The 15,962-nt window shown below is 35.5% G+C and carries 12 protein-coding genes; 9 read left to right on the forward strand and 3 right to left on the reverse strand.

Annotated elements, in window-relative coordinates; all coding sequences use genetic code 11:
- Positions 1 to 2: 2 nt before the first annotated feature.
- On the forward strand, positions 3 to 1,181 hold the full coding sequence (locus OQ292_RS11210; protein WP_284682219.1) for an acetyl-CoA C-acyltransferase: 1,179 nt from the start codon (positions 3 to 5) through the stop codon (positions 1,179 to 1,181).
- Between the two features lie 334 nt (positions 1,182 to 1,515).
- A complete protein-coding gene (locus OQ292_RS11215; RefSeq protein WP_284682220.1) occupies positions 1,516 to 2,520 on the forward strand; it encodes an IS701 family transposase in 1,005 nt (334 codons plus the stop codon).
- 48 nt (positions 2,521 to 2,568) lie between these two features.
- Here OQ292_RS11215 and OQ292_RS11220 read toward each other — a convergent pair whose 3' ends face one another.
- On the reverse strand, positions 2,569 to 3,579 hold the full coding sequence (locus OQ292_RS11220; protein WP_284682221.1) for a carbohydrate kinase family protein: 1,011 nt from the start codon (positions 3,577 to 3,579) through the stop codon (positions 2,569 to 2,571).
- A 106-nt stretch (positions 3,580 to 3,685) separates the two neighbouring features.
- On the opposite strand from OQ292_RS11220, the gene OQ292_RS11225 reads away from it, so the two are divergent.
- The 5 genes from OQ292_RS11225 to OQ292_RS11245 all read left to right on the forward strand — a co-directional run bounded on the left by OQ292_RS11225 (position 3,686) and on the right by OQ292_RS11245 (position 7,473).
- Positions 3,686 to 3,835, forward strand: a complete 150-nt coding sequence (locus tag OQ292_RS11225) for a DUF2256 domain-containing protein (protein WP_284682222.1) — start codon at positions 3,686 to 3,688, stop codon at positions 3,833 to 3,835.
- A 23-nt stretch (positions 3,836 to 3,858) separates the two neighbouring features.
- Positions 3,859 to 4,785: a DMT family transporter gene (locus OQ292_RS11230; protein ID WP_284682223.1), complete on the forward strand. Its 927-nt coding sequence runs from the start codon at positions 3,859 to 3,861 to the stop codon at positions 4,783 to 4,785.
- Positions 4,782 to 5,246 carry an NADH-quinone oxidoreductase subunit A gene (locus tag OQ292_RS11235; RefSeq protein WP_284682224.1) on the forward strand — a complete coding sequence of 155 codons (465 nt, stop codon included), beginning with the start codon at positions 4,782 to 4,784 and terminating at the stop codon, positions 5,244 to 5,246. The genes OQ292_RS11230 and OQ292_RS11235 overlap by 4 nt, the downstream gene beginning before the upstream one ends.
- 30 nt (positions 5,247 to 5,276) lie before the next feature.
- A complete protein-coding gene (locus tag OQ292_RS11240; RefSeq protein WP_284682225.1) occupies positions 5,277 to 6,248 on the forward strand; it encodes a 3-keto-disaccharide hydrolase in 972 nt (323 codons plus the stop codon).
- A 328-nt stretch (positions 6,249 to 6,576) separates the two neighbouring features.
- Complete coding sequence (locus OQ292_RS11245; RefSeq protein WP_284682226.1) at positions 6,577 to 7,473, forward strand: MerR family transcriptional regulator; 897 nt, start codon at positions 6,577 to 6,579, stop codon at positions 7,471 to 7,473.
- A 50-nt stretch (positions 7,474 to 7,523) separates the two neighbouring features.
- Here the strand turns inward: OQ292_RS11245 and glgP are convergent, their stop codons facing one another.
- A complete protein-coding gene (glgP, locus tag OQ292_RS11250; RefSeq protein ID WP_284682227.1) occupies positions 7,524 to 9,179 on the reverse strand; it encodes an alpha-glucan family phosphorylase in 1,656 nt (551 codons plus the stop codon).
- Between the two features lie 686 nt (positions 9,180 to 9,865).
- Here glgP and OQ292_RS11255 point away from each other — a divergent pair.
- The gene (locus OQ292_RS11255; RefSeq protein WP_284682228.1) at positions 9,866 to 11,176 is read left to right on the forward strand and encodes a Gfo/Idh/MocA family protein; all 1,311 of its coding nucleotides are present in this window, start codon (positions 9,866 to 9,868) and stop codon (positions 11,174 to 11,176) included.
- Between the two features lie 20 nt (positions 11,177 to 11,196).
- On the opposite strand, the gene polX is transcribed toward OQ292_RS11255, so the two are convergent.
- A complete protein-coding gene (polX, locus tag OQ292_RS11260; protein ID WP_284682229.1) occupies positions 11,197 to 12,900 on the reverse strand; it encodes a DNA polymerase/3'-5' exonuclease PolX in 1,704 nt (567 codons plus the stop codon).
- 238 nt (positions 12,901 to 13,138) lie between these two features.
- On the opposite strand from polX, the gene uvrA reads away from it, so the two are divergent.
- Positions 13,139 to 15,952 carry an excinuclease ABC subunit UvrA gene (uvrA, locus tag OQ292_RS11265; protein WP_284682230.1) on the forward strand — a complete coding sequence of 938 codons (2,814 nt, stop codon included), beginning with the start codon at positions 13,139 to 13,141 and terminating at the stop codon, positions 15,950 to 15,952.
- Positions 15,953 to 15,962: the final 10 nt, after the last annotated feature.

A 15,962-nucleotide genomic window follows, 5' to 3' on the forward strand; every position in this document is an offset into this window, starting at 1 on the left:
ATATGAAAGAGGTATATATCATTTCAGCAAAGAGGACACCTATCGGAAGCTTTGGAGGTGTGCTTTCTTCATTATCAGCAACTCAGTTAGGAGCTAGTGCTATAAAGGGTGCTTTAGAAGCAGTAGGAGTACAGCCTAAAGATGTAGAAGAAGTTTATATGGGTAATGTGGTTTCTGCAAATCTAGGTCAGGCACCAGCTCGGCAAGCAGCACTTTTTGCAGGAATTGGAAATGATGTGCCTTGTACCACTGTAAATAAAGTTTGTGCTTCTGGAACAAAGGCAATTATGCTCGCAGCGCAAAGTATTATGTGTGGTACAAATGATCTAATTGTTGCAGGAGGTATGGAAAGCATGTCGAATATACCTTACTATTTGCCACAGGCAAGAACTGGCTATCGATATGGTCATGGTCAAATGCTAGATGGCTTGGTAAAAGATGGCTTAACAGACGTGTATAATGAATGTGCAATGGGTGTTTGTGCCGATAATACTGCTAGTAAATTTGATATTAGCCGTGAGGAGCAAGACGCTTTTGCTGAAAGTTCTTATAGAAAATCTGCAAACAGTACAGCAGAAGGTCTTTTCAAAAGTGAGATAGTTGCTGTTGAAGTGCCTCAACGAAAAGGGGAAGCGTTATTAGTAGAAGAAGATGAGGAATACAAGAAAGTGAAGTTTGAGAAAATTTCGTCTTTAAGACCTGTTTTCACAAAAGAAGGTACAGTTACAGCGGCTAATGCATCTACCATAAATGACGGAGCCGCAGCATTAGTTTTAGCAAGTAAAGAAAAAGTAGATGAATTAGGCTTAAAGCCGATAGCTAAAATTGTTTCGTTTGCAGATGCGGCACAAGAACCTGAATGGTTTACCACAGCGCCAACTCTAGCAGCGCCTAAAGCCTTGAAAAAAGCAGGTTTGTCTTTAGATGATATAGACTTTTTTGAAGTAAATGAAGCATTTGCAGTAGTTACTATTGCTTTTTACAAGAAACTTGGAATACCTGCTGATAAAGTAAATGTATTTGGTGGAGCTGTTTCATTAGGCCATCCATTAGGAGCCTCAGGTGCCCGAATTGTTACTACACTTAATAATGTTTTACATCAAAAAAATGGTAAATACGGCTTAGCTGCTATTTGTAATGGCGGTGGTGGCGCATCAGCCTTAATTATTGAAAAATTATAAAAGAATATTATTAGATATAAATAGGACTTACGCAATATTAAATTTCTCTAGCAAAAATGCTCAAAATTTGAGAGATTGTATTTTTTTAATACTAATTTATATGGAAGTTGTCTAAAATAAAAAATAACAAATTAATCTAGTTGATTTATATATAATTTGGCATAATTACTAAAAATGGATTATTTGTTTTGTTAACTACTTTTCAAAATTCTACTTCCCTCAAATGATAGCTTTTTTTTCGAACTCGAAAATATAAGATTACAGGTCTTTTTGAGGAAAAGAATAATATTTTGGATAAAAGCATTTTCACAGTATAACTACTTTAGACAACTTCATGGATAAATCTCTGTACATATCATATCTTCTCCATACTCACGGGAATTATACCTGTACCCACATGGCAGCCCATTCTATGGATGTCAGTCATGACCAAGTCACACGTTTTCTAGCCCATTCTAAATTTACCTCTTCCGACCTGTGGGATATTGTCAAGGGCCATCTCCAAGATAGCGCAGACTCATTTATCCTTGTCGATGACAGTGTTCAGGCAAAGAGGTATTCCCGGTATATAGAATTGGCCAAAAGGCAGTACTCAGGCAATGAGCATGGCCTAGTCAATGGGATCAATCTGGTAAACATGGTACACAGCAATGGCATTGATGGGGATTACTATCCTATCGATTACCGAATCTACCACCCAGAAACGGATAAGAAGACCAAGAATGACCATTTCCAGGAGATGTTCACCCGAATGACCATGCGTAAAGACCTGAAAGCCAAAAAGATACTTTTTGACAGCTGGTATGCTTCCATGGACAACCTTAAGCTTGTGCACAGAAGCGGCTGGACATTCTTCACTACCCTGAAGAGCAACCGCCAAGTCAGCCTATCCAGAGACACAGGGATGCAGGCTGTGGGCACAGTCGAGCTTTCCGGTAGGCAACTGCTGGAAGGCGTACAGGTCAAACTCAAAAAATACCCTTACCCCGTCAAATTATTCAAGATAGTCTCCCTAAACGGGGACATTGAATGGGTGATCACAAATGATCTATCGGACAGGATGAATGTATTTGAGGCCGAAAACGAATCCCAGATCAGATGGCAGATTGAGCAGTTCCACAGGGAATACAAACAGCTTACAGGCTCTGAGAAGTGCCAATGCCGAAAGGCAATCTCCCAGAGGAACCATCTAGCTTGCTGCTACCAGGCTTGGATAGGGCTGAAACTCCTTGCAAAACAGTTGAAAACAACACTCTATCAAATCAAAGAACTTCCGATTAGCAACTATCTTAAACAGATTCTTGCTAATCCTATTATCATTTTTAACTTAAATGCGTAAGTCCTAATAAAGAAAGGATGTAGATAAATATTCAGCTACATCCTTTTTTTATTCATCAAAATAACCGTATTCTTCTGCGAAACCTAGCGTTTCTGCGAGTGGCAAAACTCCTTTTGTACAACTGGCATCTCTCAAACAGGCAGCCGCAGTGGCTGCTCCAATTTTTAATCCCTCCTCAATGCTCAATTCTTCATGAAACGCCCACAACATACCAGAAATAATAGCTTCTCTCTCTCCAGCTCTTCCTTTCACTATATCCGAAGGTAAGTTCACTTTATTCGTCTTATTAAATTTTTTTTCTTTATTAACAGCGATAATTGCTGTTTTACTAGAAATGATCACCCATTCTTTTACTCCTTTATTAAGTAGTTCAAAAGCAGCTTCTACAATCTCATTGGTTGAGTCTATTTTTCTTTGCATTATTTTACCTAGCTCTTTTTTTGCCAGAAATAAATAGTTCAAATATGGCAGAGAAGGAAATAAGACATTCTGCATTTGTTTACTTTCGCCATCTATCATATTAGCCGAAGTGGCAAAACCCATTTCCTGAGCTTTTTGTAATAATTGAGATGCCCTGGTTCTACCTCTTTCATTAATTTTATCGAGGCTTTCTAACAGCATAAGGTAGCCTAAATGGAAAATTTTATAGCGGTACTTATCTAATCTAAAGTGCTCAATATCCAATAAAGCATTTGCACCTACATAATGTAGGAGTGTTCTACTCGCATTAGCATTGTTAGTAACTACATCTGTAAATGAAGTAATGGCTTTATCGGTTACTTTAATCCCTTTTTTATCAATGTCATTTTTAATGCAATCATCGAGTACGAGCTTGCCTCCGGTATCATTCCCTACTACGCCAATGCCAGCTAGTTTAAATGGAGCTTTTAAAAGAGATAGGTTTTTTAAAATATTGTAGGGAGAACCTCCTGTACTGGTATATTGATCAAGAATGAGGCTCAGTTGATTTTGTACCGGTTGCTGATCTACAATTTTAATCTGGTCTATAATGAAATTACCGCCAGCAACAATTCCATTTCTCTCCTGTTTAGATCGCATTTGAAATCTGTTTTATATAAGTGATGTTATTGATTTTTTTAGTAGTTAAGCTATTGATAAGTGTTAAGTATGCACATAAAATAGCAGTTATTATATTGATTAACAAATGAAAATGACTAAAAAATCTGATTTGCCGGTGAAAATTTGTGAATTTTGCAAGCGGCCATTTAGCTGGAGAAAAAAATGGGAAAAGGACTGGGAGCAGGTAAAATACTGTAGTAAAAAGTGTAGAGGATTGGCAAAAAAGCAGCAATAAAAACCGCTTGAAAAATCATAATTATGAAAGACATAACCAGATCAGACTCGAAAATAGCCGATATTGTTGAAGACGAATCACCTCAGCTGAAACACTGGTTAATGTTGGTAGGACTCTCTTTAATTTGGGGCAGTTCTTTTATTTTGATTAAACAAGGTTTAAAAGTTTATTCTTTTCAGGAAGTTGGAGCAATTAGAATTATTAGTGCATTTGTTGTTTTGCTTCCGATAGCGATTTCTCACTTTAAAAAAGTACCTAAAAGCAAATGGAAGTATGTAGTGCTTATGGGTATTTTGGGCAATTTTATTCCTGCATTTTTATTTGCTAAAGCACAAACTCAGTTAGCCAGTTCTATTACTGGGGTGCTCAATGCACTTACTCCACTTTTTACTTTTATTATTGGCATTATAGTTTTTAAGCATAAACTCAACCCAAGGCAATTACTTGGTTTAGTAGTCGCTTTTGTAGGATCAGCTGTGTTGATTTTTGTGAATAGTGATGGAGAGATTGGCAGCTTAAATTTTTATGCATTTTTTGTGGTTGGGGCAGCTTTGTGCTATGCAACCAGTACCAACATTATTAAAAATTATCTCACTTCTATCAACTCTTTACAGCTTACTTCATTTGCTCTCTGTATTGTTGGACCTATTGGTATTATCATACTTATAAATTCTGACTTTGCTTTTAAGCTTCAAAACCAAGATGGAGCGGTAGAAGCATTAATCTATTTAACTATTTTGGGAGTTATAGGTACTTCAGCAGCTTTGGTTATTTTTAATAAAATGATACAAAGTACCAGTGCTGTTTTTGCCACTTCTGTTACTTATATAATACCAATTGTAGCGATAATTTGGGGAGTTATAGATAATGAAGTACTAATGCCTTTGCATTATCTGTGTATTTTAACAATCTTAGCAGGTGTCTATATTTCTAACAAGAAAAAGAAATGATTTCTGATTTCGGATATATCCTGATTTTTATAGTTGGGAGCCTTGCATTTTTTTGTGTTGCAATGTTTACTGCATACCTCATTCGTCCACATAGACCTAATGAGGAGAAGGAAACATCGTACGAGTGTGGTGAAGATCCAATTGGCAATGCTTGGACAAACTTTAATGTGAGGTTTTATGTAATAGCCCTCATTTTTATTTTGTTCGATGTTGAAATCGTTTTTATGTTTCCTTGGGCACTCATTTTTGCAGATACATCACTTATAGAACAGACAGAAGGCTCTTGGATGTGGTTTGCTTTAGGTGAGATGGTTCTTTTCATTTTAATCCTTGTTGTGGGTTTGGTTTATGCTTGGAAGCGAGGTTTTCTCGATTGGGAAAAACCAGTGGTTACTCAAAGTGATTTTAAATCGAAAGTGCCTAAAAAACTCTATGACGATATCAACAAGAAATACGCTTAATTTAATTATAAACAGACTGTAAATAAAATAATGAACCACCACTCAAAGCTTTCCTCAATTAACCATTTCTCAACAAGTACTACTTTCCTTATTTTTTGCTTTCTAATAGTTTTTACCGCCTGTCAAACTCAGGATAAAACTACTGAGGCTGAATCTAATAAAGCAGCCGAAGCCGAAGATTGGATTACTCTTTTTAATGGCAAAGACTTAAGCGGTTGGGATATAAAGCTTTCTGGTTACGATCTAAATGATAATTACAATGAAACTTTTGTAGTAGAAGATAGCATGATTCGCGTTAAATACGATAATTACGATGAGTTTAATGACGCATTTGGCCACATGTATTACAAAGATCCATTTTCTTATTACAAACTAGTTTTTGACTATCGCTTCGTAGGTGATCAACTCAAAGGAGGAGCAACTTGGAATGTGAGAAACAGCGGAGTAATGTTGCATTCACAATCTGCAGAAAGTAATGAATTTGACCAAGATTTTCCGGTTTCTATAGAATTACAATTGCTTGGAGGTTTAAACGAAGGTGAGCGTTATACTGGCAATGTTTGTACACCAGGTACAGCTGTAGTAATGGGAGATACAGTAAATTATAACCATTGTATCAACTCAACATCAAAAACTTATAATGGAGACCAGTGGGTGCATGTAGAAGCTATTGTTTTAGGTGGAGAATCTATGAGTTTTATTATAGAAGGAGATACAGTTTTGAGTTTTGATCAACCTCAAATAACCAAGGGTTTTATAGATGCAGATGGAGAATCAGTTGGAGAAGATTGGGGTTCTTTTGGTGTTACTCGCGACGAGGCTGACTGGGTTTCTAAAGGAGGAGAAGTAATAACTGAAGGTTATATCGCTTTACAGGCAGAAAGCCATCCTATAGATTTTAAAAACATTAAACTTCTCAACCTTTGTGGTTGCAAAGATGAGAAAGCTAAAAATTATAAATCCTACTATTTAAAAGATGCTCCCGAATTGTGTGAGTATTAAATAAAGTCTGCTTCTTAAAAGATAGAATAAATTAAAAATTGGATTTACCTTATCTCAGTTTCTATACTAAGCTGTTCGTAAGTTTTAGCATAAGCGTAAATTTAGGTTAGAAAAGGAAAAAACAGCATTAACATTCAATTTTAGGCAAATACTGTTTTTTGCATTATTTTAACATTTATTAATATTTTTGCTAGGTTTCAAACAATTCTATGCCTTAAATGTTAATTAGAAAAAACAAGTTAATAAAACTTGCCTTTGTACTAAGATTACTTTACACAAAGAAGTACAATCCATCAACAACAACATTTTTCATTAAAATATTTTTGTCTTGAGCACCTATTCAATTAAAGATCTGGAGCATCTAACAGGTATAAAAGCCCATACAATTAGAATTTGGGAGCAAAGATATTGTATTATTAAACCAAAGCGTACTGACACCAATATCAGATATTATGATTCTGACGATCTGAAATTGATGCTGAATATTTCTCTTCTTAACAATAATGGCTATAAAATTTCGAAAATAGCCAAAATGACTAAAGAGGAACTATATGATATAGTGCTGCAAACGATTAATAAAAACAATAACTACTCAGACCAGATAAGTGGTCTTACAGTAGCTATGATAGATTTGAACGAGGAGCAATTTGAAAAAATCATGGCTACAAATATTCTGCAATTAGGTTTTGAAAACACGATGCTTAACATCGTTTTCCCGTTTTTGGCGAGAATAGGTTTCCTATGGCAGATTGATTCTATTAATCCAGCACAAGAGCATTTTATTACCAATCTTATAAGGCAAAAACTAATTGTAGCTATAGACGGTCAATACAACAATTTTCAAAATCCTAACAGGAAAAAATATATGTTGTTTTTGCCAGATGGAGAGCTACACGAAATTAGTTTATTGTTTGCTGCTTATCTTATTAAAGCTAGAAGTAACCAAGTAATATATTTAGGGCAAAGTATGCCAATAGAAGATGTTGCAGAAGCTTACAAAATTCATAAACCAGATTATTTGCTAACAATCATCACATCGGTTCCAGAACCGGAATATGTACAGGCTTATATAGATACTTTATCGGAGTCTTTTATTGAATCTGAGATTTTACTATCGGGTTATCAAGTAGTAGGACAAGATGTTCAAACTGCTGATAATGTGAATATCATTACCAACTTTAAGTATTTGATAGACTTTGTAAATAGTTCTTTGGAAGAAGTATAAAAGAATTTGATTATAAAAAAGAAGAGCAGCCATTTGGCTGCTCTTTTTATTTATATTTTGTTATAAACTTTCTTGTAATACTCATCAGCCATCCTGCCAGATTCGAATTGTGCCATAACATCGTTATAGCCATTTTTTACTATTTCAAACCACTTTTCAGGAGTATCATAATATGTTGGTAATACTTTCTTCTCAAAAGTCTCCATTATATTATTTAGGTCTAAATGATCTTGCTCGTGAACAGGCAAATTGATGTCTACTTCAGGAACTACAAAACAGTTTTTGCCATTTTTAGCAAATTCTGGTATCCAACCATCAAAGGTAGAAAAGTTTACTGAGCCGTTCATTGCAGCACTCATACCACTTGTACCAGATGCTTCTCTAGTAACTCTCGGGTTATTTAACCAAACATCAGAACCTTTTTTCAATAAGGCAGAAAGTTTTAATTCATAACCAACAAGTACAGCTACGTTTTTATATTTCTTAGATAAGTGTACCAACTTGTTAAAAATACTAACTGCACCATAATCCATCGGATAAGGTTTACCTGCCCAGATCATCTGGATTGGCATTTTAGTATCACTAATTAGTTCAAGAGCTCTCTCAGAAGTAGCAATTAGGTCTGGTCGTTTGTAAGCAGCAAATCTTCTACCCCAAACAATGGTTAAAACGTTAGGATCAAAAAGCTGCCCTGTTTGGTCTGCAACAACATCAAACAATTGTTGCTTAAGCTCTTTTTTCCTTTTTATATACTTATCGTAATTGTCTTTTTTAATTTGCCTAGCCAGCTCAGCATCTTCCCAATACTTACCGTTTTGAGCATTGGTAATAGCGATAATTTTGCTGATATTTTCATAACCACGCCACATTCTGTTGGCTACAGCACCATGTATTTTAGAAACACCATTAGAAAGTCCTGCAAATCTTAAAGCAACTAGCGTATGGTTAAAGGTATCGTCCCAAGTTTCTGTAATTTCTCTTACAGTATTTAAAGGAACACCAGCAAAAAAGCTCATTTTTTCAAGCAACCTGATATCTGTTTTTTCATTACCAGCTTCTTCAGGAGTGTGCGTAGTAAAAGCGATTTGCTTCTTTAATTTCTTAACATCTTTATGCTTATTATAAAGATAGAATGATGCAGCTAAGGCATGCGCTTCATTAAAGTGGTAAATCTCAGGTTCGAACCCGAGAATATCCATTAGTTTGGCACCACCAACTCCTAAAAGAATGTTTTGTGCAATTCTGGCAGCTTTGTCAGAATCGTAAAGTCTATGTGAAGTAGTTTGAGCCAGATAATCGTTTTCAGGAATATCTGTTGAAAGGAAGAACATTGGCGCAGTTCCAAATGTTTCTGGAGCCAAATACAAAGCCTTTACCCATACAGGATGGTTATTAATGTTTATATCAAATTTGATATCTGTTTCCTGAAGAAAAGAATAAATTTTCTCCTGAAACAACACATTCATAGATTGGTCTGGATTCCTTATTTGATCGTAATAACCATACTTCCATAAAATACCAATACCAACCAAGTTTTGCTTAAGCTCGTAGGCGCTTCGCATATGTGAGCCTGCTAAAAATCCCAAACCTCCTGAGTATATTTTTAAAGCTTGGTCGAGTGCAAACTCCATTGAGAAGTAGGCAGTTTTTTTCTTGTATTCTGGGTTGATTTTATAAGGTACTGAAAAGGATTCGAAATTTTCCATTGCTTAAATGTTAACAGTTAAGATGAAAGTTTGTCTTTAATTTAACTTGTTTAAGAAAAAATTTTGGGGAAATGATTTAGTGTATATTAAAATCAAAATGCTAATAGAAATTAACGCAAGCTAGATACATATTTTTTTCTTAACAAGAAAATGTGACTCTCTTTTAAAAGAAATTTATAGTAATTATTTGAGTGCGTTATTGGTAAGATGATAAGATGAAAATGGCGAAAATGCATGTTTTTGCCTGACAATGCATATAACTGAGAAGTTGCAGTTTAGTTTGACTAAATAACTTTAACTATCCAGAAATAATTGTGAAAACATCTTGGTTAATAGCTACCGTTTTTCCGCCTTTTTTAGCTATTAATTGAACAGGTGGCGAATAGAAACTCTTCTTTAACCAGCTATGTAGATTTGGTATAGCTGTTAGTTTCAGGGAAAATAATTCTTTTAAGTCTGGTTTTAGATTAAATATTAACATGGCTTGTATATTAGTGTTAGTAAGTCTTCGCAAATGTTCGATTAATTGAGCATTTAATCTATGAGCTTTGAGGTGTTAAAAACCTGTTTTAAATCATGTTTTTAGTTTTAAAATAACATTTTACCTAAATTTAGATATAGCTAAATTGATGTAGAAATCATAATACGTTTAGCTTAATCAACTGCAAGTAAATATGTAAATGAAGATGAAAAGAAAACTAAAATATCCTGCCTCAAGTCGTCGAGACTTTATTAAAAAATCAGCTATCGTTATTCCCGCTTTTAGTATTGTGCCTCGCTTTGTATTAGGTGGTACTGGTTATGTAGCTCCTAGTGATAAAATTACATTGGGTTTTATTGGCACAGGTAAGCAAAGTGGTGGTTTAAGTTCTAGGTTTTTAGAATTAGCTGACGTGCAACTGTTGGCTGCATCTGATGTAGATAGTAAAAAGCTCGAAATCTTTAAAGGAAAAGTAAATAGCTTCTACACAGTTTCAACTGGAAAAGATAACTATCAAGGATGTGATACCTACGGAATGTACGAAGAGCTACTTGAACGCAAAGATATTGATGCCATTATTGTTTGTATGCCCGACCACTGGCACGCCAAGGCGTCAATAGATGCAATGAAAGCCGGAAAAGATGTGTATTGCGAAAAACCATTGGCTCATACTATTAAAGAAGGTAGAAAAATGGTAAATGCTGCTGAGAAATATCAAAAAGTAGTGCAAACAGGTAGTATGCAGCGCTCTTGGGAAAACTTTAGACATGCTTGCGAATTGGTGAGAAATGGGTACATCGGAGAAATTAAAACAGTAAAAGTGAATGTGGGTGATCCAGCAGTGCCTTGCGATTTGCTAGATGAGCCTACTCCAGATAATTTAAATTGGGATCGTTGGCTTGGTGCTGCGCCACTAAGAGGCTACAATCCAGTACTTTCTCCACCTTATACAGATACTAGTTGGCCAATGTGGAGAACTTACCGTGAGTTTGGAGGCGGTATTTTTTCAGATTGGGGAGCTCACATGTTTGATATTGCTCAATGGGGTTTGGGTATGGATAATTCTGGGCCTTCTGAGTTTATTCCTCCAACAGATAAAAATGCTAAGAGAGGTTTGGTGATGAAATATGCCAATGGTATTGAAATGGCTCACGAAGATTTTGGTAAAGGTTGGGCAGTTCAATTTAATGGTACCGAAGGCAAGCTTGAAGTAAGCAGAAGTTTTTTAACAACTGACCCAGAAAAAATTATAGATGAAGTGGTAGGCGATGATAAGATAAAGCTTTACAAAAGTGAAAACCATTATCAAAACTGGATTGACTGTATTAAAGCAAGAGAGAAGCCTGTTTGTGATGTGGAAACTGGCCACCGTTCCGCTTCAGTGTGTAACTTGGGAAATATAGCTTACCAATTGGGTAGGCCTCTAAAATGGAATCCAGAAAAAGAAAAGTTTGAAGGAGATAGTGAAGCCAACAAACTTCTCACGAAAGATTATAGAAAACCTTATAAAGTGTAATTAGAAATAAAAGTCAGCTATTAACTAATAGCTGACTTTTTATTATTAAAATATTCTTCTACTTCATTGGCACTCAAAGCATTAAATGTCATTTCTGTAGTGAGTCCGGCTTTTTTGCCTACTAGCAAGCCATAGCGCATATCGTGGTAACCATCCTTCTCGTGTGCATCAGGATTAATACTAATTTTCACATCCTTATCTAAAGCATATCTCACCCAACGCCAATCTAAATCAAGTCTCCAAGGGTTCGCATTAATTTCAATAATCACATTATGCTCAGCACAAGCATCTATTACCGTTTTATGGTCAATTGGGTAACCTTCTCTTTTTAGCAATAATCTACCTGTTGGATGCCCTAACATGGTAGTGTAAGGATTGGCAATCGCAGTTAATAGTCTTTCGGTAGCTTTTTCTTCAGTCATTTTTAAGTTCGAATGAACAGATGCCACTATAAAATCAAAACTAGCCAATACATCATCAGCATAATCGAGTTTGCCATCATTTAAAATATCAGATTCAATTCCCTTAAATATTTTAAATGGAGCCAGTTTTTCATTAAGTTTATCAATCTCTTCATGTTGTTGGGTAATTCTCGATTCATCTAAACCATTGGCATAAAATGCAGATTTTGAGTGATCGGTAATTCCCAAATATTCATAGCCTAACTCTTTGCAATAGGTGGCCATTTCTTCTAATGTGTGCTTTCCATCACTATAAGTTGAGTGGTTATGAAGTATACCTTTCAGGTTTTCCATCTCCACCGTTTTTGGCAAAGTTCCGCTTTTAGCTAAAGCCACTTCAAAAGCTCCTTCTCTCATTTCTGGCGCTACCAATTGCATCTCTGCATCTTGGTAAATCTCTATCTCATCGCTATAAACTTTGGTATTTGCCAGTGTTCTTAAAGTGTGTTGACCATTGCCAATAGGTACTGCTAAATGCTCTGGTGCAGCAGAGTTTAAGAATAGCGTAGAAGCAAATTTATCAGGTGAGGTTAAAGAAATTTCTAGCTGTACACCACGTTCATTCTCAACACCTTTCCAAGAATATGGACCCGAAATTTTTTCTTGATAAGTGAAAGCATCATCATTCGTTAACCACTTTCTAAGACCGGCAAAATCTTTAGAAGCTACTACAAACTGGAATTTATCCACTATTTCCATATAGCGTCTTACATCACCTGCAAGCTCAACTTTTTCTACCAAAGCAGAGTTTGCTAGTTTTTCTTTTATTGCAATGGCTATTGGTTCGGCATCAGCAAAGTGAAGCTTTCCTTTATTTTCTTCCTGATAATCAATTTGTTCGATAATCAGTTTTTGTGTTTTCTCACCAAAGCCTTTTAGCTGAGCAATTTTACCTTCTTTGCAAGCTTCGTATAAAGCTTCCATAGTAGTAATGTCTAGCTCTTGCCAGATGGTTTTTATTTTTTTAGCACCAATACCTTTTATATTGAGCATCTTAATTACACCCTCAGGAGTTTCGGTAGTAAGCTTATCTAGCTCTTCAAAAGAACCTTTATCCATCATCTCCAAAATCTTTTCTGCCATTCCCTTTTTAATATCCAAGGCGAGAAGCTCGTCCATATCTTTCCCTTCTAAACTATCGTCTAGCTTTTCGAGATTGAAAACAATGCCTGTATATGCTCTTACTTTAAATGGATTTGCTCCATGGAGTTCCAACAAAGAAGCAGTCAGCTTAAATAATTTTATTATCTCCTTATTGCTCAAGGTTATATCAGTTTTGTAAATACAATAATGTACAAAGGTATGAAAATTAATGCGGAGCCTAAAGAAAGCAAGTAGCTATGATTTGAAAACTTTCGACAGAAATTGAAGGGAATTTATTTGGTCGCCATGTGTTTTCGTATGAGAAAGATTGTACTTTTGTAAATTGCAAAAATTTCTTTGTTACTAAGTAGTCTTTAATTGTTCAAAAACCAGAAGATAAGCTTTAAGCCTGAATCTCATGTCTACAAATACCATTGACCAGCTCGATCCCAAAGATTTTATCATTGTAAAAGGAGCCAAAGTAAATAACCTTAAAAATTTAAGTGTAGCCATTCCAAGAAACAAACTGGTTGTAATAACTGGTGTGTCTGGTTCTGGAAAATCTTCGCTTGCATTCGATACTTTATTTGCAGAAGGGCAGCGTATGTATGTAGAAAGCTTGAGCTCTTATGCCCGACAGTTTTTGGGAAGAATGGAGAAGCCTGAGGTAGAATACATTAAAGGTGTGTGCCCAGCGATTGCTGTTGAGCAAAAAGTAACAACTAAAAATCCACGATCTACAGTAGGTACAACTACCGAAATTTACGATTATATGAAGTTGCTATTTGCTAGGGTTGGTAGAACATATTCTCCAGTTTCGGGTGAAGAGGTTAAAAAAGACAGTGTGTCGGATGTAGTCAATTACATTCAGTCTTTTGAAGATGGGACTAGAATGATGGTGTTAGCTGAGTTAAATGTAAAAGACGACCGAACAAAAGAAGATGAGTTAAAGGTATTGATGCAGAAGGGTTTTTCAAGGGTAGAAGTAGAAGGAAAAGCAGTATTGATTGAAGATTTACTTGAAAAAGAAAGTGCAGAGCTAGAGAAATTATCTTTTAATATTCTTATAGATAGAAACTCAGTAAAAAAAGGAGACGAAGATAATGAGTATAGAATAGCAGATTCTGTACAAACAGCTTTTTTTGAAGGTCATGGTTATTGTATTGTTGAGTTGTTTCCGAAGGGCAAAGATTCAATTAGAAAAGTTTTTTCAGACAGGTTTGAACTAGACGATATTAAGTTTGAAGAGCCAACAGTAAATCTTTTCAGCTTTAATAACCCGTATGGTGCTTGTAGAACTTGCGAAGGGTTTGGGAAGATTTTAGGCATTGATGAGGACTTGGTGATTCCAGATAAAAACATGTCTGTTTACGAAGGAGCTATTGCACCATGGAGAAGCGAAACCATGAAAAAATGGTTAGAACCACTCTTAAAAAATGGTATTCGTTTCGATTATCCTATTCACAGATCTTACTATGAGCTTTCTGATAAGGAGAAAGAATTGCTGTGGAATGGCAACGAGTTCTTTAAAGGATTGAATGACTTCTTTAAGCATCTGGAATCTAAAACACATAAGATTCAGTACAGAGTGATGCTTTCCAGATATAGAGGTCGTACAGTTTGCCCAGACTGTAAAGGAACAAGACTTAGAAAAGATGCAGGCTATGTAAAAATGTCGGGTTATTCAATTATTGATTTGGTGTTAAAACCAGTTAATGACCTTATACAGGTTTTTGATGAAATCAAGCTCAATGAGCATGAACAGAAAATCGCTCAAAGAATATTTACAGAAATCACAAACAGGCTTTCTTATTTGCAAAAAGTAGGTTTGGGTTATCTAACATTAAATAGACTTACTTCAACATTATCAGGAGGAGAGCATCAGCGAATTAAGCTGGCAACTTCTCTGGGAAGTGCTTTAGTAGGCTCAATGTATATTCTCGATGAACCAAGCATTGGTTTGCATCCAAGAGATACGAGGAACCTTGTGAGTGTATTACAAGAGTTAAAGAAAATGGGTAACACTGTAATTGTTGTTGAACACGAAGAAGAAGTGATGCGTGCTGCCGATCAAGTAATTGATATTGGTCCAGATGCAGGTAATTATGGTGGAGAGTTAGTGTTTCAGGGAGATATTTTTAATGTTGAAGATAAAAAAGTTAGTCATACTTCTAAATATCTCAATGGTTTAGAAACCATTGCTGTGCCAACAGTAAGAAGAAAATGGAGCCAGAGTATTGATGTGATTGGTGCTAGAGAAAACAACTTGAAAAACATCAATGTAAAGTTTCCACTGAATATCATGACGGTGGTTACAGGTGTGAGTGGTTCTGGAAAATCTACTTTAATTAAGAGTATTTTATTCCCTTCAATCGCTAAAATGTTAGGTTCTCACAAAGAATCGACTGGTAAAGTAGATAGGGTAGAAGGAGCTACAAAATCGGTCACTCACATAGAATTTGTAGATCAAAATCCGATTGGTAAATCTTCAAGATCAAACCCTGTTACCTATGTAAAAGCCTATGATACCATTAGGCAGTTATTTGCAGATCAGCCATTAGCCAAGCAAAGAGGTTATAAACCAGCATTCTTTTCTTTTAATGTAGATGGTGGAAGATGTGAAGCTTGTCAGGGAGAGGGAGTGAATAAAATTGAGATGCAGTTTATGGCAGATATTTACCTTACTTGTGAAAGCTGCAAAGGCAAAAGATTCCAAGACGAAATTCTCGAAATCACCTACAGAGATAAAAATATTGCTGATGTACTCGATATGAGTATTGATGAAGCGATGGAATTCTTTAATGGAAACAAAAAAATTACTGATAAGATTAAGCCTTTACAAGATGTAGGTTTAGGATACATTAGATTAGGACAATCTTCTAATACTTTGAGTGGTGGAGAAGCACAGCGTGTAAAATTGGCATCTTTTCTAGTTAAAGGAAACCTGAAACAATCAGAGAAGGTGATGTTTATTTTTGATGAACCAACCACAGGTTTGCACTTTCATGACATCAGTAAATTATTGATTGCCTTAAATGCTTTGGTTGATCATGGACATACTGTAATTATCATAGAGCATAACATGGAAATTGTAAAATGTGCAGACTGGATAATTGACTTAGGTCCTGAAGGAGGAGATAAAGGCGGTACAATTTGTTTCGAAGGATTACCTGAAGAAATGGTGAAGTTAGAAGGGAATCATACTGCTAATTTTCTAAAAGAAAAAATTTAATAATTATAAT

It is taken from the genome of Chondrinema litorale, assembly GCF_026250525.1.
In the GTDB taxonomy this organism is placed as follows: Bacteria; Bacteroidota; Bacteroidia; order Cytophagales; family Flammeovirgaceae; genus Chondrinema; species Chondrinema litorale.